General features: G+C 67.1%; 19 protein-coding genes. 12 read left to right on the top strand and 7 right to left on the bottom strand.

The features are described from left to right. The first annotated feature begins 108 nt into the window (after nt 1–108). Both V3B48_RS08680 and V3B48_RS08675 read left to right on the top strand, forming a co-directional pair. Nucleotides 109–2160, top strand: coding sequence for a glycoside hydrolase family 97 protein (locus V3B48_RS08680; RefSeq protein WP_329893537.1), 2052 nt, complete (start codon nt 109–111; stop codon nt 2158–2160). A 267-nt stretch (nt 2161–2427) separates the two neighbouring features. Next, nucleotides 2428–5196, top strand: coding sequence for a TonB-dependent receptor (locus V3B48_RS08675; RefSeq protein ID WP_032129600.1), 2769 nt, complete (start codon nt 2428–2430; stop codon nt 5194–5196). A gap of 257 nt (nt 5197–5453) precedes the next feature. Here the strand turns inward: V3B48_RS08675 and V3B48_RS08670 are convergent, their stop codons facing one another. Continuing rightward, nucleotides 5454–7067, bottom strand: a complete 1614-nt coding sequence (locus V3B48_RS08670; protein WP_285302805.1) for an alpha-glucosidase — start codon at nt 7065–7067, stop codon at nt 5454–5456. Nucleotides 7068–7281: 214 nt separating this feature from the next. Between V3B48_RS08670 and V3B48_RS08665 the strand changes: the two genes are divergently transcribed. After that, entirely contained in the window at nt 7282–8280 is a 999-nt protein-coding gene (locus tag V3B48_RS08665) for a polyprenyl synthetase family protein (RefSeq protein ID WP_049443874.1), read from the top strand. A gap of 168 nt (nt 8281–8448) precedes the next feature. Here V3B48_RS08665 and V3B48_RS08660 read toward each other — a convergent pair whose 3' ends face one another. Beyond that, on the bottom strand, nt 8449–9240 hold the full coding sequence (locus V3B48_RS08660; protein ID WP_329893536.1) for a dienelactone hydrolase family protein: 792 nt from the start codon (nt 9238–9240) through the stop codon (nt 8449–8451). Nucleotides 9241–9373: 133 nt separating this feature from the next. Here V3B48_RS08660 and V3B48_RS08655 point away from each other — a divergent pair, with 133 nt between their 5' ends. Then, nucleotides 9374–9961: an SMI1/KNR4 family protein gene (locus V3B48_RS08655; RefSeq protein WP_329893535.1), complete on the top strand. Its 588-nt coding sequence runs from the start codon at nt 9374–9376 to the stop codon at nt 9959–9961. A gap of 60 nt (nt 9962–10021) precedes the next feature. On the opposite strand, the gene murD is transcribed toward V3B48_RS08655, so the two are convergent. From murD to V3B48_RS08640, 3 genes are all read right to left on the bottom strand, one after another. Continuing rightward, a complete protein-coding gene (murD, locus tag V3B48_RS08650; RefSeq protein ID WP_329893534.1) occupies nt 10022–11431 on the bottom strand; it encodes a UDP-N-acetylmuramoyl-L-alanine--D-glutamate ligase in 1410 nt (469 codons plus the stop codon). Beyond that, nucleotides 11412–12764, bottom strand: coding sequence for a UDP-N-acetyl-alpha-D-muramoyl-L-alanyl-L-glutamate epimerase (gene murL / locus V3B48_RS08645; RefSeq protein WP_329893533.1), 1353 nt, complete (start codon nt 12762–12764; stop codon nt 11412–11414). The genes murD and murL overlap by 20 nt, the downstream gene beginning before the upstream one ends. Before the next feature lie 76 nt (nt 12765–12840). Next, entirely contained in the window at nt 12841–15435 is a 2595-nt protein-coding gene (locus tag V3B48_RS08640) for a bifunctional aspartate kinase/diaminopimelate decarboxylase (protein ID WP_121503977.1), read from the bottom strand. 75 nt (nt 15436–15510) lie between these two features. Between V3B48_RS08640 and V3B48_RS08635 the strand changes: the two genes are divergently transcribed. Next, the gene (locus V3B48_RS08635; RefSeq protein WP_329893532.1) at nt 15511–16383 is read left to right on the top strand and encodes a PhzF family phenazine biosynthesis protein; all 873 of its coding nucleotides are present in this window, start codon (nt 15511–15513) and stop codon (nt 16381–16383) included. A gap of 131 nt (nt 16384–16514) precedes the next feature. After that, a complete protein-coding gene (locus tag V3B48_RS08630) occupies nt 16515–17393 on the top strand; it encodes a PhzF family phenazine biosynthesis protein (RefSeq protein ID WP_329893531.1) in 879 nt (292 codons plus the stop codon). Between the two features lie 162 nt (nt 17394–17555). On the opposite strand, the gene V3B48_RS08625 is transcribed toward V3B48_RS08630, so the two are convergent. Beyond that, nucleotides 17556–17987: an OsmC family protein gene (locus V3B48_RS08625; protein ID WP_005408443.1), complete on the bottom strand. Its 432-nt coding sequence runs from the start codon at nt 17985–17987 to the stop codon at nt 17556–17558. Between the two features lie 371 nt (nt 17988–18358). On the opposite strand from V3B48_RS08625, the gene V3B48_RS08620 reads away from it, so the two are divergent. The 4 genes from V3B48_RS08620 (at nt 18359) to V3B48_RS08605 (ending at nt 20601) form a co-directional block, all read left to right on the top strand. Beyond that, nucleotides 18359–18757 carry an HU family DNA-binding protein gene (locus V3B48_RS08620; RefSeq protein WP_010483539.1) on the top strand — a complete coding sequence of 133 codons (399 nt, stop codon included), beginning with the start codon at nt 18359–18361 and terminating at the stop codon, nt 18755–18757. Between the two features lie 253 nt (nt 18758–19010). Continuing rightward, on the top strand, nt 19011–19319 hold the full coding sequence (locus V3B48_RS08615) for a DUF3861 family protein (RefSeq protein ID WP_032129232.1): 309 nt from the start codon (nt 19011–19013) through the stop codon (nt 19317–19319). A gap of 55 nt (nt 19320–19374) precedes the next feature. After that, on the top strand, nt 19375–19923 hold the full coding sequence (locus tag V3B48_RS08610) for a hypothetical protein (protein ID WP_329893530.1): 549 nt from the start codon (nt 19375–19377) through the stop codon (nt 19921–19923). Nucleotides 19924–20004: 81 nt separating this feature from the next. Next, complete coding sequence (locus V3B48_RS08605) at nt 20005–20601, top strand: DUF1439 domain-containing protein (protein ID WP_012510326.1); 597 nt, start codon at nt 20005–20007, stop codon at nt 20599–20601. A 129-nt stretch (nt 20602–20730) separates the two neighbouring features. Here the strand turns inward: V3B48_RS08605 and V3B48_RS08600 are convergent, their stop codons facing one another. Further along, entirely contained in the window at nt 20731–21198 is a 468-nt protein-coding gene (locus tag V3B48_RS08600) for an SET domain-containing protein-lysine N-methyltransferase (RefSeq protein ID WP_012479369.1), read from the bottom strand. A gap of 209 nt (nt 21199–21407) precedes the next feature. Between V3B48_RS08600 and V3B48_RS08595 the strand changes: the two genes are divergently transcribed. Next, nucleotides 21408–21863 carry an SUF system Fe-S cluster assembly regulator gene (locus tag V3B48_RS08595; RefSeq protein WP_005408436.1) on the top strand — a complete coding sequence of 152 codons (456 nt, stop codon included), beginning with the start codon at nt 21408–21410 and terminating at the stop codon, nt 21861–21863. A gap of 17 nt (nt 21864–21880) precedes the next feature. Continuing rightward, nucleotides 21881–23356, top strand: a complete 1476-nt coding sequence (gene sufB / locus V3B48_RS08590) for a Fe-S cluster assembly protein SufB (protein ID WP_043396952.1) — start codon at nt 21881–21883, stop codon at nt 23354–23356. The last annotated feature ends 67 nt before the right edge of the window (nt 23357–23423 follow it).

Below are 23423 nucleotides of genomic sequence, written 5' to 3'. Positions count from 1 at the left end.
GGGCTGTCGGCTGCGTCCAGCTGCATACGTATTCATGGCGTTGCGCGGTAGCGGGCCTGCCGCGCTGGCTTATGGTCCGGGTCTGCCAACGGCGCCTTGGGAGGGGAAATGCCGATGTCACCCACTGCTGTACGCGCGGTGTTCGCGCACCTGCTCGGTCTGGCTCTGCTGGGCCTGGCCACGCTGGCGCAGGCCGCGCCGCAGGTGGCCAGCGTCGAATCACCGGGAAAGGTGCTCAAGGTCAGCCTGGTGCTGGACGGTGGCACCGCGCGCTATCGCGTCGAGCGTTTCGGCGAGACCGTGGTGGAAGATTCGAAGCTGGGCTTTGCCTTGCGCGATGGGCGCCTGGACCGGGATTTCGCCCTGCTCGGCCAACAGCAACGCAGCGTCGATGACAACTGGGAACAGCCCTGGGGCGAACGCCGGCTCACCCGCAACCACTTCAACGAACTGACCGTGCAGCTGGCCGAGACCACCGGCAGCAAGCGCCGGCTGGATGTGGTGTTCCGCGTCTACGACGATGGCCTCGGCTTCCGCTACGTATTCCCCGAGCAGCCGAACCTGCGCGAAGCCATCATCGATGACGAGCTGACCGAGTTCGCCATCGCGCCGGATTCCACCGCGTGGTGGATCCCTGCCGGCGAACCGATCCACTACGAGTACCTGTACCAGCGCACGCCGCTGCGCGAGGTTCCGCTGGTGCATACGCCGATGACCCTGCGCAGCCGCGATGGCCTGCACGTGGCGATCCACGAGGCGGCGCTGGTGGACTACGCCGGCATGTGGCTGCGCCGCACCGAGGGCCAGCGCCTGCGCGCGCAGCTCTCGCCCTCGGCCGAAGGCTGGAAGGTGCGCCGCGCCCTGCCCTTCGCCACGCCGTGGCGCACGCTGCAGATTGCCGACCGTGCCGGTGGCCTGGTCGAATCGGACCTGATCCTCAACCTCAACGAACCCAATGCGCTGGGTGATGTGAGCTGGGTGAAGCCGGCCAAGTACCTGGGGGTGTGGTGGTCGATGCACCTGGACAACGAGAGCTGGGCGACCGGGCCGAAGCATGCGGCCACCACCGCCAAGACGAAGAAGGTGATCGACTTCGCCGCCGCGCACGGCTTCCGTGGCGTGCTGGTGGAAGGCTGGAATCCGGGCTGGGACGGCATGTGGGTGGGCAATGGCTACGACTTCGATTTCACCCGTGCCACGCCCGATTTCGACATTGAAGCGCTGTCGGCGTATGGCCTGAACAAGGGCGTGCACCTGATCGGCCACCATGAAACCGGCTGCGCCATCGAGCACTACGAGGAGCAGCTGGACGCTGCGCTGGACCTGTACGCGCGGCTGGGCGTGGACCAGTTCAAGACCGGCTACGTCTGTGACGACGGCCAGGTCGACCGCCGCAATCCCTCGGGCGGCCCGCGGTGGCGCGAGTGGCACGACGGTCAGTTCATGGCCCGCCACCATCTGACGGTGGTGCAGGAAGCAGCGCGCCGCCATCTGTCGGTGAACCCGCATGAGCCGATCAAGGACACCGGCCTGCGCCGCACCTATCCCAACTGGATCTCGCGCGAAGGCGCACGTGGCATGGAGTACAACGCCTGGGGCCAGCCGCCGAACCCGCCGGAACATGAGGTCAACCTGGTGTTCACCCGCATGCTGGCCGGGCCGATGGATTACACCCCCGGCATCCTCAGCCTGAAGGGCCGCCACGGCCAGGCCATTCCCAGCACGCTGGCACGCCAGCTGGCGCTGTACGTGGTGCTGTACAGCCCGATCCAGATGGCCGCCGACCTGCCCGAGCACTACCTGCAGCATCGCCAGGCATTCCGCTTCATCGAAGACGTCGCGGTGGACTGGGAGCAGAGCCGCGTGCTCGATGGCGAAGTGGGCGACTACGTGACGATCGTGCGCCGCGACCGCAACAGCCGCGACTGGTTCCTCGGCAGCATCACCGACGAGCACGGCCGTGTGCTGCCGGTGTCGCTGGGCTTCCTGGAACCGGGCGTGCGCTACCGCGCCGAGATCTACCGCGATGGCGAGGGCGCGGATTTCCGCAGCAATCCCTTCGCATTCGCGCGCGAAACCCGAGAGGTGACCAGCGCCGACGCACTGACGCTGGTGCTTGCGCCGGGTGGCGGGCAGGCCATCCGTTTCACGCCGCTTTGAATGCCCCGGTAGTGGGGGGGGGGGGGGGGGGCGGCGCCGGGGGGGGGGGGGGGGGGGGGGGGGGCCCCCCCCCCCCCCGCCACTACCGCACGAGGTACCTGAAAGCGATTACACCCCTGCAAACGCCATTGAATACGTATGCAGGGTGATTCCCGCGAAGAACGCGCTGCCTACCATAGCGGCGACGACAGCGGCCACCGCGTCGCACGTCCACGGTCACTCCGGGACGTTCACGAATCGATCTGCAACATTGCCTGGGAGGGGAAAATGTTGAACCACAAGCGCAGCGCGCTGAGCATCGCGCTGGCCGTTGTCCTGGCGCCGACGCTGGCGTCGGCACAGTCCACGCAGAGCACCACCACGCCGGCCGCCACCGCCGCCACCAACCTGGATACGGTGCAGGTCACCGGCATCCGCCGCGGCATCGAGAACGCAATCGCGATCAAGCAGGACGCCACCTCGGTGGTCGAAGCGATCTCCGCCGAAGACATCGGCAAGCTGCCCGACGTCAGCATCGCCGAATCCATCTCGCGCCTGCCCGGCCTGGCTGCCCAGCGCGTGGCCGGCCGTGCGCAGGTGATCAGTGTGCGTGGCCTGTCGCCCGACTTCGCCACCACCCTGCTCAATGGCCGTGAAGTGGTCAGCACCGGCGACAACCGCGGCGTCGAATTCGACCAGTACCCGTCCGAGCTGGTCAACGGCGTGACCGTGTACAAGACCCCGGACGCGGCGCTGGTCGGCCAGGGCCTGTCGGGCACCATCGACATGCAGACCGCACGCCCGCTCAGCTTCGGCGAGCGCGTGATCGCGGTCAGCGGCCGCTACCAGAAGAGCTCCCTGGGCCGCGCTGCCAACATCGACCCGTATGGCAACCGTTTCAGCGCCAGCTACATCGACCAGTTCTTCGACAACACCCTGGGCATCGCCATTGGTTATGCGCACAGCGACATGCCGATCCAGGAGAACCAGGTCGGCCTGTACGAGCCCTGGACCACCGAACACACCGACAAGGGCGAGCGTCGCGGAATCGCACCTGGCACCTACTTCACCGATGGCATCAAGGCCCTGCGTCGCACCGGCAACAACAAGCGCGACGGCGTGATGGCAACGATCCAGTTCCGCCCCAGCAACAGCTGGACCAGCACCTTCGATGCGTTCCACACCGAAGCCGAGCAGATCGACACCGCCAACCAGTTCGAGCTGAGCCTCAGCGGCAACGGCGAGGACAGCAACAACCCCAACGCGATCCTGCCGGTGTTCAGCAATGTCGGCCGCAATGCCGATGGCAGCTTCACCGGCGGCACGATCAACAATGCATACCCGCTGGTGCGCGGCATGTACAACAAGCGCAAGGACAAGATCGATGCGTTCGGCTGGAACAACGAGTTCAACGTCGGTGGCGTGAAGCTGGTCGCCGACCTGAACTACTCCAAGGCGACCCGCCGCGAGATCAACCTGGAAAACAACCTGCAGCTGGTGCCGCGCCCGCAGTTCGACACGATCGGGCTGGTGGTGAACAACAACAGCTTCTCGCAGATCACGCCGGGGCGCGACTATTCCAATCCGGACAGCCTGTTCCTGACCAACACGATCTATGGTTCCGGCTACGGCAAGGTGCCAGAGGTCGAAGACCGCTTGAAGGGCGCCAAGCTGGCGGCGACGCTGCCGGTTCCCGAGGCCATGTCCAGCTGGTTCTCGGATGTGGACGTGGGCGTGAACTATGCCGACCGTCGCAAGCAGAAGGCCCAGGCCGAAGGCAACATCCTGCTCGGCGCCCAAGGCGAATCCACCATCGCACCGGACCTGCAGTACCGCCCGGTCAACCTCGGTTTCGCCGGCATCGGCTACATCCCGTCGTGGAATGTGCCGGCAGCCGTCGGTCGTTACATGACCTTCAACCCGGTCGACAACCTGGACTACCTGATTCCCAAGTCGTGGACGGTCGAGGAGAAGATCACCACGGCGTGGGCACGCCTGAACATCAATACCGACATCGGCGTGGTCGGCGTGCGCGGCAACATCGGCGTGCAGATGCAGCACACCGACCAGAGCTCGGACTCGCGCTACTGGGACAGCTCGCAGCCGGCGGGCAGCAACATCCAGCCCTTCTCTGCCGGCAAGACCTACAAGGATTGGCTGCCGAGCTTGAACCTGGTGTTCATGTTCCCGCACCAGCAGACGCTGCGCTTCGCCGCCGCCAAGCAGGTCGCGCGCCCGCGCGTGGACCAGATGCGTGCCGGCCTGGAATTCGGCGTGGATACCAACAACGGCCGCCCCGGTGGCAGCGGTGGCAATCCGCTGCTGGATCCGTGGCGCGCCACCGCGCTGGATCTGTCCTATGAGAAGTACTTCGGCGAGAAGGCCTACGTGGCTGCGGCGATCTTCTACAAGGACCTGAAGAGCTACGTCTACACGCAGTCGGTGGACAACTACGACTTCAGCGGCCTGCTCGGCAACTACGTGCCACCGCCGGGCATGACCGCACCGGTGCTGACCACCGGCACCTTCTCCACGCCGCAGAACGGCAAGGGCGGCACGTTGAAGGGGCTGGAGCTGACCGGGTCGTTCCCGCTGGAGATGCTGACCGACAGCCTGCGCGGCTTCGGCGTGCAGGCCAGCGCGACCTTCAACAAGAGCGACATCACCATCCTGGATCCGGAGAGCGCCTCCAGTGTGGGCACCGACCCGATCAGCCTGCCGGGACTGTCCAAGCGCGTGTACAACTTCACCGCCTACTACGAGCGCAGCGGCTTTGAAGCACGTGTGAGCCAGCGCCGCCGTTCGGACTTCATCGGTGAGATCGGCAACTTCAACGGCAATCGCACGCTGCGCTACGTGGTGGGCGAGAACGTGACCGATGCACAGGTCAGCTACACCTTCAGCGACAGCAGCAGCCTGCGCGGGCTGACCCTGCTGCTGCAGGGCAGCAACCTGACCAACGAGCCGTACCGCACCTACGCCGGCAGCAAGGACCGCCCGCTGGAATACATCGAGTGGGGCCGCACCTACATGCTGGGCGTGAACTACAAGTTCTGACCACGACCGGGTAGTGCCGGCCGCTGGCCGGCAGCACAAGGGGAGCAGGACCGGAAACCCGCTACGCAGGCAGCGGGTTTTCTTTTGCGCGCATGCCGGCCGTTGGTCGGCGAGGCCCATCCACGCATGGCGTGGATAAGGGCCATCCCCAGTAGATCCACGCCATGCGTGGATGCCCTTCACCGGAAGCCCACCCACAAAAAAGGGACGGGGCGCTTCGGCCCCGTCCCCGCAAGTACCGCCACCGGAGAAAACGGTCAGCTGCGTCGGGCGCAATACACCGCGCGCGGCGGCAGCCGGAGTTCATTGCCCTGCACCGTGCCCGCATCCGGGCCCGGCACCGCCACCTGCTGCCAGTTGCCCGGCGGCAGCGGATGGTTCACCGCCTCGGCCGACAGGTTGAAGGCCAGCAGGAGGGTTTCATCTGCAAGCATACGCTCGAACAGCAGCACTGGCTCGGCGCTTTCGATGAATCGGATGCTGCCATGCAGGAGTGCCGGCTGGCTATGCCGCCAGGCCAGGAACCCGCGGAACGCAGCCAGGACCGAGTCCGGGTCGCGCTCCTGCACCGCCACGGCCGCGGCGCGGTGCTCGGGCGGAATCGGCAGCCACGGCTGGCCGGCGGTGAAACCGGCCAGCGGCGCGTCGGTCCACGGCAGTGGGGTCCGGCAGCCATCGCGGCCCTTGAAGTTGGGCCAGAAGGTGATGCCATAGGGGTCCTGCAGGGCCTCGAACGGCACCTCGGCCTCGGCCAGGCCCAGTTCCTCGCCCTGGTACAGGCAGACCGAGCCGCGCAGCGAGCACAGCATCGCCACCAGCATCCTCGCCAGGCGCGGGTCAGCCGGGTGGCCGCCCCAGCGGCTGACCGCCCGCTCCACGTCGTGATTCGAAACCGCCCAGCACGGCCAGCCTTCGATCATCGCCGCTTCCAGCCGCGAGACCGTGTCGCGGATATAGGCCGCGCTGTAGTCGTCCACCAGCAGCTCGAAGCTGTAGCCCATGTGCAGACGACCATCCCGGGTGTACTCGGCGGTGGTGGCCAGCGAGTCCTCCGAGGAGATCTCGCCCAGGCTGACCGCCCCCGGATACTCGTCCAGCAGCGCGCGCAGCCTCTCCAGGAACGGCAGGTTCTCCGGCTGGGTGTTGTTGTAATAGTGGTACTGGTAGGCGTACGGGTTGTCCGGGCTGAAGCCGCGACCGAAGCGCTTCTCCGCCGGCTTGGCCGGGTTGTCGCGCAGCTGCGCGTCATGGAAGCAGAAGTTGATCGCATCCAGGCGGAAGCCATCCACGCCGCGGTCCAGCCAGAAGCGCACGTTGTCCAGGGTGGCCTGCTGCACGTCCGGGTGATGGAAGTTCAGGTCCGGCTGGTCGACCAGGAAGTTGTGCAGGTAGTACTGCTCTCGGCGCGGCTCCCACTGCCAGGCGCCGCCGCCGAACAGCGACAGCCAGTTGTTGGGCGGCGTGCCGTCCTCGCGCGGGTCCGCCCACACGTACCAGTCGGCCTTGGGGTTGGTCCGGTCCTGGCGGCTCTCGCGGAACCAGGCGTGCTCGATCGAGGTATGGCTCAGCACCTGGTCGATCATCACCTTCAGGCCCAGACCGTGCGCCTTGGCCAGCAGGCGGTCGAAGTCGTCCAGGCTGCCGAACAGCGGGTCGACGTCGCGGTAGTCGGCGATGTCGTAGCCGAAGTCGGCCATCGGCGATTTGAAGAACGGCGAGATCCAGATCGCGTCCACGCCCAGCGTTGCGATGTGGTCCAGGCGCTGGATGATGCCCGGCAGGTCGCCTACCCCGTCGCCGTTGGCGTCAAGGAAACTGCGCGGGTAGATCTGGTAGATGACGGCTCCGCGCCACCATGGATAGTGCGACATCGACAGCCCCCCTCCGGGCGTGCGGGACCCGCCGGGAGCGGGCCGAAATCCTGATGCCGCAAGCTTAGCGGTGGCCTCACGGGCATGGCGCAACCTGCATACGTATTCACGCAGGCGGCATCCGTGGCCGGGCCGCAGACGCCGGCCTGCCCGGTTTGCGCCCGAATTCACAGGCAACGCCTATAATCAGCGATGAGCCTGAAAGCCTGATCGCATGACCATCACCGAAGACACCCGTCCCGCCCTGGGCCTGCCCCAGATCCAGTCGCTTGCCGCGGCCGACATGGCCGCCGTCGACGCCCTGATCCGGCGCCGCCTGTCCTCGGACGTCGTGCTGATCAACCAGATCGCCGATCACATCATTTCCGCCGGCGGCAAACGCCTGCGCCCGATGCTGGTGATGCTGGCCGGCCATGCGGTCGGCCAGGCCGGCCCGGACCACCACCAGCTGGCGGCGATCATCGAGTTCATCCACACCTCCACCCTGCTGCACGACGACGTGGTGGACGAATCCAGCCTGCGCCGTGGCCGCAGCACCGCCAACGCCCTGTGGGGCAACGCGCCCAGCGTGCTGGTCGGCGACTTCCTGTACTCGCGCAGCTTCCAGCTGATGGTCGAGCTGGAGCGCATGTCGGTGATGCAGATCCTGGCCGATGCCACCAACCGCATCGCCGAGGGTGAAGTGCTGCAGCTGCTGCACGTGCACAACCCGGATACCGACGAAGCCGCCTACCTGCGCGTGATCGAGCGCAAGACCGCGGTGCTGTTCGCCGCCGGCACCCGCCTGGGCGCGCTGGCCAGCGGCGTGGATGAAGCCACCCAGCAGGCCCTGTTCGACTACGGCATGCACCTGGGCTACGCGTTCCAGATTGCCGACGACGTGCTGGACTATTCGGCCAATGCCGAGGAGCTGGGCAAGAACCTGGGTGACGACCTCGCCGAGGGCAAGGCCACGCTGCCCCTGATCCACGCGATGGCGCACTCCGACGACGCCACCCGCGAGCGCCTGCGCACCATCGTGCAGGACGGCGACGCCTCGGCGATGCCGGAAGTGCTGGCCGCGATCCGCGCTACCGGCGGGCTGGAGTACAGCCGCGCGCGTGCCGAGGAATATGCCGAAGCCGCCGAGCGCGCGCTCGATGGCCTGGCCGACAATGATGCCGTGGCTGCCCTGCGCGGCCTGGCCCGCTACGCGGTGCAGCGTTCGCATTGATGGGTTGAGGCGTGCCGACCAACGGTCGGCACCCACCAAACCGGCATTCCGGTGGCTGCCGACCGATCGCGTTTACCGCATTGTAGTGCCGGCCGCTGGCCGGCAACCTCATGATGCTGCGGATGTCACGGGAATGCCGGCCAGCGGCCGGCACTACCGCTGCACGGTTCAACGTTTCTCGAAGCGCTCCTCGAAGAACTCATCCAGCGCCTTCCACGCGCGCTTCGCCGCGCGCTCGTTGTACTGGCAGCCCGGCGGGCTGTTGGCATCGCGCTCGGCAAAGCAGTGCACCGCGCCGCTGTAGTTGGTGAACTCCCAATCGACCTTGGCCGCGTCCATTTCTTTCTGGAAGCTGCCGATGTCCTCGGCGGTCACGCTGGTGTCGTCGGCGCCATTGAGCACCAGCACCGACGGGTGGCTGCCACCAGCCTGTGCCGGCAGCGGCGAACCCAGCCCGCCGTGCAGGCTGACCACCCCTGCCAGCGGCGCACCGGCACGGGCCAGCTCCAGCACCGTGGTGCCACCGAAACAGAAGCCCACCGCACCGATCCGGCTGGCATCGAGCGGCGCCTTGCCGGCCTGGGCCTTGAGCACGTTCACCGCTTCCAGCGCGCGCGCACGCAGCAGCGGCCGGTCGTTGCGGAGCTTGGTCGCCACCGGCCCGGCCTCGGCATCGGTCTTCGGCCGCACGCTCTTGCCGTAGACATCGGCCACCAGCACCACATAGTCATCGCCAGCCAGCTGCTTGGCCTTCTCGACCGCCGATTCGTTCACGCCTTTCCAGTTCGGCACCATCACCAGCCCGGGGCGCTTATCGTTGTCGCCGTCGTCATAGACCAGCACGCCGCTGAAAGTCGTGCCCTGGTGCTTCCACTCCACCGGCTGAGTCTTCATCGCCGCCCACGCCGGCATCGCCGCCAGCCCCAGCATCACCGCCACACCGCATCGCCAACGATTCATGCGCCTGCTCCGCAAGAAAAAGGGGACGGAGGGGATTAAGCCGTATTCGCCCCTCCCGCGTCGCATTCTGCATTGGCGACGTGACGCAGGTGTGGTTGGATACGACTTAATCCCCTCCGTCCCCTTTTTTCGCATGAATCTTGTTGATCGCTTCCTGTCTGGCCTTGTTCCGCGTTTGCCTGCCGAGGATGCCCCGCAGTGGGCTTGGGTCCAGGGCGCCAGCGCCGAAGACCTGCAGCGCCTGCGAGCGCAGTGGCCGCAGGTGCCGGACAGCCTGGTGGAACTGTTGTCCCGCGTGGATGGCACCCATTTCCGCGAGTATCCCGGCGGTGAGGTCTGCGTGCTGATGCTGGGTTCAGATGTGGGCGATTACCCCTACTACCTGCGCTCGGTCGCGCAGATCTTCGAGGACCAGCAGCAGTGGGACGACAGCATCCGTTCCATCTACGAAGAGTGGCTGGATGACGAGCCGGAGATCCTGGGTGAGGGCATCGACGCCGATCTGCCGATGAACCGCCGCCTGTGCTTCTCGCACTGCATGAACAACGGCGGCACCTCGATGCTGTACCTGGATTTTGATCCCGCGCCGGGCGGTACGGTCGGCCAGGTGGTGCGCTACCTGCACGATCCGGACAGCTATGCGGTGATCGCGCCCAGCTTCGATGCGTACCTGCAGCAGCTGATCGAAGGCGGCTACGCGTTCATCGACGAGGAGCAGTAGATCCACGCCATGCGTGGATGAATTTCTCCGGAGGTTGCCGGCCAGCGGCCGGCACTACCTTCAAGCGATACCCAGCCCGGGAATCGCGCTGATGCTCTCCGGGTCAAACCCAGCCAGCTCAGCGAAATGGCGGCCACGCGCCACGTAGTCACGGTAGGCGCCGAAACTAGGCGCGCCCGGCGACAGCAATACCACCCCGCCCTCAGAACCCAACGCGGCACGTGCCAGCGCCATTGCCTCGGGCAGATCCGCCGCCGCGTGCAGACCGAAGCGACCGGCATCGGCCAGCGGCTGCAGCATCGCGTGGATGCGCGGGCCGTTGCTGCCCATCGTCACGATCTCCACCGGCGGCACGTCGTGCGCCATGTGCTGCATGAAATCGGTCCAGTCCAGGCCACGGTCATGCCCGCCCACCAGCAACGCGATGCGCTGCCCGGCGAAGCACTCCAGCGCGGCCAGGCTGGCATGCGGCGTGGTGCTGATCGAATCGTTGACGTAGGTCAGGCCATCGGCCGCGCCGATGCGCTGCAGGCGATTCGGCAGCGGACGGAAATCCTGCACCGCCGATGCCAGCGCCACGGCGTCCAGCCCCAGCGCTTCCAGCGCCGCCAGTACCGCACAAAGGTTGCCGCGGTTGTGGCGACCCGGCAGCGGCGTGTTGCGGGTATCGAACACGGCTTGCTCGCCGCGATGCACGATGTCACCGCGCATATGCCAGCCCTGCGGCTGGTTGAACCAGACCACTTCGCTATCGGGCAGCGACAGCGCAGCCAGATGCGGATCGGCGGCATTGAGCACGGCGATGCGCGGTGCGGCTTCAGTCACCAGCCGCAGCTTGTCCTCGATGTAACGCTGCTCGCTGCCGTGCCAATCCAGGTGCTCCGGGAACAGGTTCAGCACCACCGCTACCTGCGGATGGGCGCCACTGCGCGCCACTTCGCCGGTCTGGTAGCTGGACAGTTCCACCGCCCAGTACGCGGGTGCGGGCTGCGGGTCCAGCACTTCCAGCAGCGGCAGGCCGATGTTGCCGACCAGGCCGGTGCGGTGGCCGGCCGCGCGCAACAGGTGCGCGACCAGCGCGGTGGTGGTGCTCTTGCCTTTGGTACCGGTCACACACACGGTGTCGTGCACGATGCCATCGGCACCTGCATGTTCGGCGAACCACAGCGCGGTGCCACCGATGAAGGTGGTGCCCTGCGCCGCCGCCGCCAGCGCGACCGGCTGGTACGGGCTGATGCCGGGCGATTTGATCACCACATCGAACGCGGCCAGCGCTTCAGCGGAAGGCTCGCCACGCACGTCCAGCACGCCCTGTGTTTCCGCACGTGCGGCCTCTACCTCGGCCGCCGGGCAGAACAGGCTCAGCGGCAGTGCCGGCAGACGCTCACGCAGCACCGCAAACGCCGCACGGCCCTCACGGCCCCAGCCCCACAGCGCGACGCGCTTTCCTTCAAGCTTCGAAATCTTCACGCACCCGTTCCCACAGCGCAGCCGGAACGCGGTGCTCGCCCTGCAGCTGCAGCAGCGGTGCCAGTTCCAGTTCGGCGGCATCCAGCTGCGGCTGGATCTCATTGCAGAAGCGCTTCACCAGCACGTCTTCCTTCCACTCCGGGCGCTGCGCCAGGGTCGCCATCGCCGCACGCGATTCGCGGCCTTCGCCCACGCACTCGAACGGCTTGTGGTCCTGGAATTCCAGCAGTGCATCGAAGCCACCGGCCTGCTCGGCATCGTCCAGCAGGTTGCGGCCGAAGATGCGCACCAGGCGCGTCTTGGGCATGAACGGGGCCAGCGCCAGGAACACGAAATGGCACTTCGGGCAGACACCGCACCAGCGGTTCACCGGGCGCTCGCCGAGGATGTGGAAGTTGCGGTTGCAGCTGGAGAAATGCGCGTCGTAGAAATCGGTCTTGGCGAACTGGCGGGCCACTGCCAGCTCCGACATCGGGCGCAGCAGCGAGTAGTACTGCAGGTCCGCCGCTACGTGCGTCTGCACATGGCTGCCGAACGCCTGCTCGAATGCCCAGCCCTTGGACCACTGGTGGTTCACTTCGCCGGTGCCCGGAATCTGGCTGCCGTAGCTGGCCGAACGTTCGTTGGAGAACACCACCTGGTCCACGCCCTGCAGCAGCGCGGCCAGCACCATGATCGCCGAGTTCACCGCAGTGACCGGGATATGCCCGTTCCACGCACCCTGGCGGTTCAGCTCGAACAGTTCCGGCGCCAGCGCGCGGCCCAGGTTCAGCGTCGGCAGGCCGGTGCGTTCAGCGCAGGCACGGATCAGCTGCGAGCCACCGATCCAGGTCACCGTCTCGTCCACGCCGGCACGGCGCAGCGCTTCGATGCTGACCAGCGAATCCTTGCCGCCACCGATCGCCACCAGCGCGTGCGGCTGCAGGCCCAGCACCGGCGCCTGCACTGCCTCGCCCTGCACCGGCAGGCGGAAGCGCCCGCGCAGGTTCAGGCCGTTGCGGTAGGCAAATTCACCCAGGCCGTTGAGGTAGACCGTCTCCACCAGCGCAGCGGTATCGGCATCGATGGCATAGCTGTCGATGCTGACCGTCTCCGGCACGCCCGCCTTGTAGTAGCTGACACCGGCGATCAGGTGCAGCAGCTGCAGCGCGCGCTGCACGGCGGCGCTACGCGCTTCGTCGAGCACGAACGGGGCGCCCGGCACGGTGATGGTTTCCACCATCTCCGGGCCGTCATCAAAGGCGTAGACCAGCCTGGCCACGCCGGTATCCGCGGCGAATTCGCAGCGGACGAAGCGGAAGCGGGAAACCTGGTGTTTGTCGAAAGCAGTCATGGTGTATCCGGTCAGGCACGGGCCCGCGCGATGGCGCGGGGCGTGTCGGTGGGCGGGTGCAGGGCGCGCGCGGTGGTCATTCGATCACGTCTTCGCGCGGCAGCATCCGCTGGTTGTAGGTATTGGCCATCGAATAGCCGTAGGCGCCGGCGTCGGCGATCAGCATCACATCGTCCGGCGCGGTCGACACCGGCAGCTTGCGGCGCTTGCCGAACACATCGCTGGATTCGCAGATCGGGCCGACCACATCGAACGCGGCTTCGGCATAGCCGCCCTGGCGGCTGAGATTCTCGATGTCGTGCCAGGCGTCGTACAGGGCCGGGCGCATCAGTGCGTTCATGCCGGCATCCAGGCCAACACGGCGCACGCCGTCCTTCTCCACCACCTGGGTGACATGGGTCAGCAGCACGCCGGATTCGGCCACCAGGTAGCGGCCCGGCTCGATCGCCAGGCGGAACGCCGGATGCAGCGCCTTGACCTCGGCCAGGCCCTCGGCCCAGGCGTCCAGGTCGAACGGCTCGTCTTCGTCGCTGTACGGAATCGGCAGGCCACCGCCGATATCGATGGTGTGCACGCTGCCGATGCGGCGGGCGAAACCGGCCAGCTCATCGCACATCAGGCGCCAGTGCTGCGCGGTTTCCACGCCACTGCCCAGATGCGCATGCAGGCCGACCACGCGGCTGCCCAGATCGGTGGCCGCGCGCACGAACTCATCGACGCGGGCGATCGGCAGGCCGAACTTGGAGTCCTTGCCGCCGGTGCGGACCTTGGCATGGTGGCCTTCGCCACGGCCCAGATCCACGCGCAGCCACAGCTCGCGGTTGCGGAACAGGTCCGGCCAGCGCTGCAGCGCTTCGACGTTGTCGACGGTGACGGTCACGCCCAGCGCGAACGCGGCTTCGTACTCGCTGCGCGGGCAGAAGCTGGGGGTGAACAGCACACGCTTGGGCGACAGTTCCGGCAGGTGCTGGAACACGTGCTTCAGTTCGCCGTGCGATACACACTCAAGGCCGAAGCCCTCGGCTTCCAGCAGCTGCAGGATGGCCGGGTGGCTGTTGGCCTTGATCGCGTAGTAGCGCTGGTCGATCGGCTTGATCGCGGCCAGCGCGCGGGCACGGGCGCGCACGGTCGGCAGGTGGTAGACATAGCGCGGCGTACCGGCGTCGGCCAGCTGCAGCAGGTGCGCCCGCTGGCCCCGCCACCACGGCGTGCCACGCGGGCGCACGGTGCCGGCGATCTCGCGCCAGCGTGGGCCGAACACTTCGGTCTCTTCCACCGGCATCGCACCGCTGTCGATCAGCTCGGCATGCAGGATCGGCAGCAAGCCATCGGCATCGGCTTCGTCGATGACGAAGGTCAGGTTCAGGTCGTTGGACGACTGCGAGATCATGTGCACGCGCTCGCGGCCGAAGGTGGCCCACACGTCCGACAGCTTGTGCAGCAGCGAGCGCATGCCGCGACCAACCAGGGTGATCGCCGCGCACGGCACGATCACCTTCACCTTGCAGATCTGCGACAGGTCGGCCGACAGCGCGGCCAGCACATCGGTGTTGACCAGGTTCTCGGACGGATCCAGCGACACGGTGACGTTGGTTTCGGCCGAACCGATCAGGTCCACCGACAGGCCATGCTTCTTGAACAGGTTGAACACATCGGCCAGGAAGCCGACCTGCTGCCACATGCCGATGCCTTCCATCGACACCAGCACGATGCCGTTGCGGCGGCTGATCGCCTTCACGCCCGGGACCGGCGCAGCGCTGCCATCGATGCTGGTGCCCGGCAGTTCCGGGCGCTCGGTATCGAGGATGGCCATCGGCACGCCGGCATCGCGGCACGGCTTGATCGAGCGCGGGTGCAACACCTTGGCGCCAGTGGTGGCGATTTCCTGCGCCTCGTAATAGTCCAGGCGGGTCAGCAGGCGCGCGTCCGGCACATCCTTCGGGTTGGCGCTGAACATGCCCGGCACGTCGGTCCAGATCTCCACGCGGCTGGCGCCGAGCAGCGCGCCGAAGTACGCCGCCGAGGTATCCGAGCCACCACGGCCGAGGATGGCGGTACCGCCATCGGCATGCCGCGAGATGAAACCCTGGGTGATCAGCAGGCGGGTCGGCTGCGCGCGGAAGCGCTGCATCCACTCCGCATCGGCACGCCACTGGCAGTTCACCGACAGGCGCTGCGACCAGTCGCTCTGGTTCGGCTGCGGCGGCATCGCGTCCAGCCACTGGCGGGCATCCATCCAGCCCATGTCCAGGCCCGAGGCGTGCAGGTAGGCAGCACCCAGGGTGGAGGACAGCAGTTCGCCCTGGCCCAGCACTTCGGCCTGCCACTGCAGCGGACGGGTGGCCGCACGCGGGTCATCGAGCAGTCCCTGCAGCACTGCCAGGCGCTCGGCCAGCACTTCGCGGCCCAGGCCCAGTTCGGCCAGGAAGCCTTCATGGCGTTCGACCAGCGCGGCCACGCGATCACGGCTGTCCGGCGCGCCATCGGCGATCGCGGTCAGTTCGTTGGTGACCCCGGACAGCGCCGAAACCACCACCAGCACGCGCGAGCCGGTCTCTTCCGCACGTTTTTTCGCCAGCTTCCCGATCGTGTCCCAGCGATGACGACGCGACACCGAGGTGCCGCCGAACTTCAGTACGATCCAACGATCGACAAGGGGGGAAGCTGACATGGATTGGCTATGTAAAATGTGGGGAAGCCGCCCTCGGGGGCGGAACCTTTGATTCTAAGCGCAATATCCCCGTAGATGGCCGTCCTCCGTTACCTGCAGCTCGATGTCTTCGCCCCCCGCCCCGGCACCGGCAACCCACTGGGCGTCATCCTGGACGCCGACGAGCTCTCCAGCAGCCAGATGCAGGCCCTGGCCGCCTGGCTGAACCTGTCCGAGACGGTGTTCTTCCTGCGCCCCAGTGCGCCGGGCGCCGACTACCACATCCGCATCTTCACTCCGACCCGCGAGCTGGCATTTGCCGGCCACCCCAGCGTCGGCGCCGCCTGGGCGGCGGTGACCTGCGGCCTGGCGCAACCACGCGACGGTGCCCTGCTGCAGCAATGCGCGGCGGGGTTGCTGCCGGTACGGGTGAGCGGCCCGGCCGAGGCACTGCAGATCCAACTGGCCAGCCCACCGGCGCAGCAACTGGACACAGCGGCGGACGGAGCGCCGGAAACGCTGCTGGCGCTGGCTGCCAGCGGGCACGTACCCGAACTATGGGACAACGGCGCTCGCTGGTGGCTGCTGCCGCTGCGCGACGCCTCCGCCGTACGCAACCTGGTGCCGGACATGGCCGCACTGGCCGACTGGAGCCTCACCACTGATGCCACCGGCCTGGCCGTGTTCGCCGACGAAGCTGGCAGCGACCACACCCGGGTGGTGCGCGCCTTCTGCCCCGCTGATGCGGCCAGCGTGCCGGAAGATCCGGTCACCGGCAGCGCCAATGCCCTGATCGGTGCCTGGCTGCGGCAGCGCGATGCCCTGCCCGGCCGCGAGGGCCACTACGTGGCCAGCCAGGGCCGCGAAGTCGGCCGCGATGGCCGCGTGCAGGTGCAGATCGATGCGCAGGGCACGGTCTGGATCGGCGGCCAGGTGCAACCGGTCATCGACGGCCACATCCGCTGGTAGCCCACGGAAAAAAGGGGACGGAGGGAATTAAGTCGCTTATGGCACATGGGGCAAAAGCGACTTAATTCCCTCCGTCCCCTTTTGGGTGCCCCGCGCTACGCTATGCGGCCTGTTTACTGGAGTGCCGCCTGATGTCCACCCGCCGTTTCCTGCAGCTGGATGTGTTTTCCCCGCGCGCCGGCGCTGGCAATCCGCTGGCCGTGGTGCTCGATGCCGAGGGCCTGGACGGCGCCAGCATGCAGGCCATCGCGCGCTGGACGCGCCTGCCCGAAACCACCTTCGTGTTCCCGCCGCAGGTCGCCGGTGCCAGCTACCGCCTGCGCATGTTCAGCCCGCAGAAGGAAGTTCCGTTTGCCGGCCACCCCAGCGTCGGCACCGCACATGCGGTGCTGCAGGCCGGCCTGGCCGCAGCGGTTGATGGTGTGCTGGTGCAGGACGGCATTGCCGGTGCCCTGCCGCTGCGCGTCAGCGGTGAGGGTGTGCAGCAGCGCATCGCCATCCGCACGCCGCGCGCGCAGCTGGCCGAGACTGCCGAGGCGACCGATCCACGCCTGCAGGCCGCACTGAAGGACTGGCCGCTGGGCACGCTGCCGCCGGCGCGGATGCAGGGCGGACGCAGCTGGTGGGTGGTGCAGGTGGCCGATGAGGCCGCATTGCGCGCGCTGCAGCCGGACTGGGATGCGGTGGCCGCACTGGCCGAGTCCACCGACAGCATGGGCGTGTTCGCCTATGCCTTCAGCGATGGCAGCGAGGGCTTCGATCTGGCGGTACGTGCCTTCGTCGGCAATGGACGCCGCTTCGAGGACGCCGCCTCCGGTGCTGCCAATGCGGTGCTGGCCGCATGGCTGGACCTGCGCGATGCGCTGCCCCGTGGTCGCGCACCGTTCGAAGTCAGCCAGGGCCGCGAAGTCGGCCACGACGCGCGCCTGACCCTTTTCGTCGATGAAGACGGGGAAGTCTGGTCCGGTGGCCAGGTGCAGACGGTGATTACCGGCACCCTTGATTGGTGATTGTGATGGGGGGTGGTAGAGCCGAAGGCAGCGGCAGGAGCCGCTGCCAACGTCGGATGCGACGGCCCGGAGGGTGGCGGCCAGGAAGGCCGCCATAACGCTGGCCGGCTGCTACCTGGACCTCGACATCATGCGGTTGCCGGCCAGCGGCCGGCACTACCCTCAGCCCAGCTCGGCTTCCAGGCTGATCGGCACTGCGCTCAGCGCCTTGGATACCGGGCAGTTCTGCTTGGCGTCATCGGCAATCGCACGGAACTGCGTCGCGTCGATGCCCGGCACCACCGCCTTCACCTTCAGCCGGATCTGCGACAGCTGCGGGCCGCCTTCCAGCGACAGATCGACCTTGGCTTCGGTATCCAGCGAAGTCGGGGTGAAGCCGGCCTCGCCGAGCTTGGCCGACAGCGCCATGGTGAAACAGCCGGCGTGCGCGGCAGCGATCAGCTCTTCCGGATTGGTGCCCTTTTCGTCGCCGAAGCGGCTGTTGAAGCCGTAGCGGGTCTTGTCCAGCAGCCCACTCTGCGGCGTGCTCAACTGCCCCTTGCCCGACTTCAGATCGCCTTCCCAGTGCGCGGTGGCGTGTCGCGAGATTCCCATGTGCTGCTCCTGCGTGACGGTGATGAACGGTCACCCTCGCACGGGAGGCGTTAGCCCTGCGTCGCTCCGCCACACGCCACAGGTCCACCGGAAACCGGACAACTGGTCACTTCTTCGCCAGACCGGCGCGCATTTTTCCCTTGTTTTCAGTGGTTTCGCGCATTCCTCCGATGCGCGGGCGAGGACCATCGCGCGCGCTGCCACACCCCCTTCCCCCACTGCCGGCCATGTACTGAATCGGCCTGGATATGAAAAAACATGCACTTTCCACGCTTCGGGCTATTGGCGGCGCCCGAGAGTTGCCCTACATTGCGCTTGCCGACGGGGTTCGGCGCCGACCAAACAACCAACCGTTCACGGAACAGGAAACCATGGCAAAGACCGCTAAGAAGGCTGCCCCGAAGAAGGCAGTGAAGAAAGTCGCGACGAAGGCAGCCGCCAAGCCGGCCGCTCCGAAGCCGATCAAGGAAGTGCTGACCAAGTCCGGCCTGGTTGCACACATCGCTGAAGCCTCCGGCGTCATCGCCAAGGACGTCCGCGCTGTGCTGGCCTCGCTTGAAAGCGCCGTCGCCTCCTCGGTGCACAAGAAGGGCGCTGGCTCCTTCACCCTGCCGGGCCTGCTGAAGATCACCACCGTCAATGTGCCGGCCAAGCCGAAGCGCAAGGGCATCAACCCGTTCACCAAGGAAGAGCAGTGGTTCGCTGCCAAGCCGGCCACCACCAAGCTGAAGGTGCGTCCGCTGAAGAAGCTGAAGGACGCCGCGCTGTAAGCGCGCGCCCCAACGCGGATTCCGACGGGACGGCTCTGGCCGTCCCGTTTTTTTTGTCCCAACACAGCCCGCAACACAGCGTTGCCGCATCCCCGGGAATGCGCGTACAGGCCCGTCGCCATTGGCTGGGCGTGGTCCGTTGCGGCCCCGGAACGTACCGGGTGGAACACTGCGTGCAGCCCCGGCCATCGCCGCCGGGCACGGCCTTGCCTAAGGTGGGCACATCCTCCACAGCTACGGCGAGCACACCCTCATGGCCAGCCCCTCCACCCGCTACCGGATCTCGGTGACCCCCATCGAAAAGGACGGGTTGCAGTGCACCGGGCGCTGCACCATCGAACTGGAACATCGCGCAAGCCGCGACCTGATGCGCCTGCTGGAAGCGGCGCCGCGCACCGCTGGTATCAGCGGCGACGAGCGCGCGACCCTGGTGATCGCCACCCAGCTGCTGCGCGACATCGTGCAGCGCCACGCCGACACCGAAGGCCATGCCCTGGCCGCCATCGCCACGCAGGTGCTGCCAGCGCTGGATGCACTGGAACAGCTGCCCTCCTCGCGCTGATCGCGGCACAGCCGATACACTGCCTCCTTCCGTTCGCCTCGGGGAGGAGGCAGACATGCGCAGGTTCCTGATACTGCTCGCACCGCTGGTGCTGCTGGCCTGTTCCCGGCCGACATCGCAATCCGATCCAGCGGATGCCACACCGTCGGCCACGGCCGAGGTGGCTGCCCGCACGAAGTCACAGACCGCCGCAGAAGGCGATGCACCGGCCGTGCAGGCCATCGATGTCGATCCCCTGTTTGCCGCCGTCGCGGCCGAGGCCGAGCTGCCGGCGGGAATGCTCAATGCCTATGTCATGGCCCTGCTCAATCGCGATCGCAAGGCCGTCGACGCCGCGTGGACATTCCCGCCCAGCGATGCACGACGCGCCGACGATGCCGCATTGCGCCAGCTCACGGACGTGCGCAGCCTGCGCCTGACCAGCGAACTACCGATCGCGCGCGACGGTCACCAGCCGCCGCAGCTGCTGGAGGTTCCGGTGCAGATCCGCGCAGTGACCCCTGAGGGCACCTTCCGCTTCGGCGGCTGGTACCGGGTGCAACCCCGTGCCGATGGCCGCGCCTGGCAGATCCAGTCGGCGCAACTGCGGCCAACGCTGGACTGAACCGTTGCAGCGGCATGCACGCGCGATTCAGCCGGCACGGCTACTCTTTGATTCGTCCATTCATATCCACCGGTCACCGCCATGCGCCTGCGTTCCCTGATGACCCGCCTCGCCGCCTCCACCGTACTGATCGCCGCTGCGATCGGCGCCCAGGCCGCCCCTTCCATCTCCGGCCGCGAACTGTCGGTCGGCGCCAGTGACGTGCAGCAGTACCTCGATGGCAGCTTCCCGCGCACCCAGGACGCCCTCGGCGGCCTGATCGCCCTGACCATGAGTCACCCGCAACTGAGTCTTCCGGCCGGCGAACGGTTGAACCTGGGCATGGATGTGGCACTGGCCACCGCCGGTGGCAACCCGGCCAAGCTGGGCACGGTGAAGCTCAGCAGTGGACTGCGCTACGACGCGCAGACCCAGGGCTTCCACCTGCAGCAGCCGAGCGTGGATGACTTCACCCCGGCCAACCAGGGCGGTCGCCTCGATTCGCGCACCCGCGGCCTGCTCAATGCCTGGCTGAGCGACTACGCCCAGCGCGAACCGATCTACAAGCTGGACCCGGCCGTGGCCGGCCTGCTCGGCGCCCTGCAGGTGCAGTCGGCGCAGGTGAAGAACGGCAAGCTGGTGGTCACCTTCAACCAGAACCTGGGCAACCTGGTGCCGGCAGGCGTGCTGGGTAAGTAAGGTAGTGCCGGGGGCGGGGGGGGGGGGGGGGGCCGATTGTGGGGGGGCCCGGGGCGCGCGGCGCCGCGGGGCGCCCCCCCCCCCCCCCCCGGCGGGCCCCCCCCCGCCCCCGCCACTACCCGCTGCGGGTCAGCGCTTGGGCTGCAGCATGGTGCCGGTGCACTTGGGCGAGCCGCAGCGGCACTCCCAGATCTTCTTCAGCTTGGCGGTGTGACGCTCGGCCAGGGTGATGCCGTAGTTGTAGGTCAACTCTTCGCCGGCCTTGATATCGCGCAGCGCCTCGATGAACACCTTGTCGCCGCGGCTGTCGCCGTCCTCGTCTTCCTCGATCACCGCCTCGCAGTTCGGGTCGCAGCTGTGGTTGATCCAGCGCGCGTCATTGCCCTTGTAGTTGGCATCGATCACCCAGTCGTCGTTGAGGGTGAACAGGAAGGTATGGCCACTTTCGACGTCGCCGCTGTCATCGGCATCAACGTCGCCGTGGCTGCGCAGCAGGCCCTTGTACTGGATCACGCGCTCGCCCTGCTTGATCGGGGCCACGGCGAACACGCCGTTGCCATGGATGGCGGACTTGCGGGCTTGGATCTTCTTCGGCATCGGCACGGGCTGTTTGCAGCGAATGGAACAGGGATTCTCGCCCATTCCGGGTGATTGCGAAAATCACCCCGTTGGCGCAGCATTGCGCCCTGGCAACGGCCCCGGTGTGTCCTCCCGGCCCGGCCCCAGCGCCGGCTGAATGCCCGGGTTGGATGGCGGCGAATAAAAGCGTACAATTTCAGTCCGCTTTAAGAACCACTCGCATCCCCATGTTGCGCGTCACCAAACTCACCGATTACGCCACCGTCGTGCTGACCGTGCTCGCCGCCCGTCCGGGCGAGGTGCTCAGTGCCACCGAGCTGGCCGAATTCACCGGTCTGGAGCCGCCCACCGTCAGCAAGGTGCTCAAGCCGCTGGCCCAGGCCGGCCTGGTTGAAGGCCTGCGCGGCGTGCGTGGCGGCTACCGCCTGACCCGCCCGGCCATCGAGATCTCGCTGTTCGAAGTGGTCGAAGCGATGGAAGGGCCACTGGCCCTGACCGAATGCAGCCACGACCACCACCAGTGCGGCATGGCGCCCAAGTGCGGCGCGCGCAGCAGCTGGCGGCTGATCAACGACGTGGTCTCCGAGGCCCTGCGCGATGTCACCCTTGCGCAGATCCTGCCCCCTCTCCCCCTTGCCGATGACGAACAGCGCCGCACCATCGCTGTCGACGTCGTCTCCTGATCCGTAGGCAGCCCCCCATGGCCACCGAAACCATCGAAAACGTCGCCCACGACGACACCCCCAACCGCGAGATCCACGAGCAGCTCGGCCGCAAGTATTCGGCCGGCTTCATCACCGAGATCGAATCGGACTCCCTGCCGCCGGGCCTGGACGAGGACACCATCCGTGCCCTGTCGGCCAAGAAGGAAGAGCCGGAGTGGATGACGCAGTGGCGCCTGGACGCCTACCGCCACTTCCTGACCATGCCGATGCCGGACTGGGCCAAGCTGGAGATCGCGCCGATCGACCTGCAGGCGCTCAGCTACTACTCCGCGCCGAAGGGCCCGAAGTACGCCTCGCTGGATGACGTGCCGAAGGAACTGCTCGACACCTACGACAAGCTGGGCGTGCCGCTGCACGAGCGTGCCAAGCTGGCCGGCGTGGCGGTGGACGCGGTGTTCGACTCGGTGTCCGTCGGCACCACGTTCCGCAAGGAACTGGCCGAGAAGGGCATCATTTTCTGCTCGATGTCCGAGGCCATCAAGGAACACCCGGAACTGGTCCGCCAGTACCTGGGCACCGTGGTGCCGGTGGGCGACAACTACTTCGCCGCGCTCAATTCGGCGGTGTTCTCCGATGGCAGCTTCGTGTTCATTCCCAAGGGCGTTCGCTGCCCGATGGAACTGAGCACCTACTTCCGCATCAATGCCGGCCACACCGGCCAGTTCGAGCGCACCCTCATCGTGTGCGAGGACAAGGCCTACGTGTCCTACCTGGAAGGCTGCACCGCGCCGATGCGCGACGAGAACCAGCTGCACGCTGCGGTGGTCGAGCTGGTCGCGCTGGAAGACGCGGAGATCAAGTACTCCACCGTGCAGAACTGGTACCCGGGCGACGAGAACGGCGTCGGCGGCATCTACAACTTCGTCACCAAGCGTGCCGAGTGCCGTGGTGCGCGCAGCAAGGTCACCTGGACCCAGGTCGAAACCGGCTCGGCGATCACCTGGAAGTACCCGTCCTGCGTGCTGCTGGGCGACGACTCGGTCGGTGAGTTCCACTCCGTGGCGCTGACCCATCACCGCCAGCAGGCCGACACCGGCACCAAGATGATCCACGTCGGCAAGCGCACCAAGAGCAAGATCGTCAGCAAGGGCATCAGCGCCGGCCGCGGCCAGAACACCTACCGCGGCCTGGTGCGTGTGGACCGCAATGCCGATGGCGCGCGCAACTACACCCAGTGTGATTCGCTGCTGATCGGCAAGCAGTGCGGCGCGCACACCTTCCCCTACATCGAGGTGAAGAACCCGGGCGCCACCGTCGAGCACGAGGCCACCACCTCGAAGATTTCCGACGACCAGCTGTTCTACTGCCGCGCCCGTGGCATCAGCCAGGAAGACGCGGTGTCGATGATCGTCGACGGCTTCTGCAAGCAGGTGTTCCGCGAACTGCCGATGGAGTTCGCGGTGGAAGCCAAGAAGCTGCTGGAAGTCTCGCTGGAAGGTTCGGTGGGCTGACCGCCCGCCCCTGCCCCTCGCAAACGCATTCTCTTTACCGGCGGGCCGCGGCCCGCCCCACGGAAAC

This window comes from Stenotrophomonas sp. SMYL20 (assembly GCF_036320045.1).
GTDB lineage: Bacteria > Pseudomonadota > Gammaproteobacteria > Xanthomonadales > Xanthomonadaceae > Stenotrophomonas > Stenotrophomonas maltophilia_A.
Note: the sequence above shows the minus strand (reverse complement) of the source record. Positions and strands in the feature narration are given on the sequence as shown.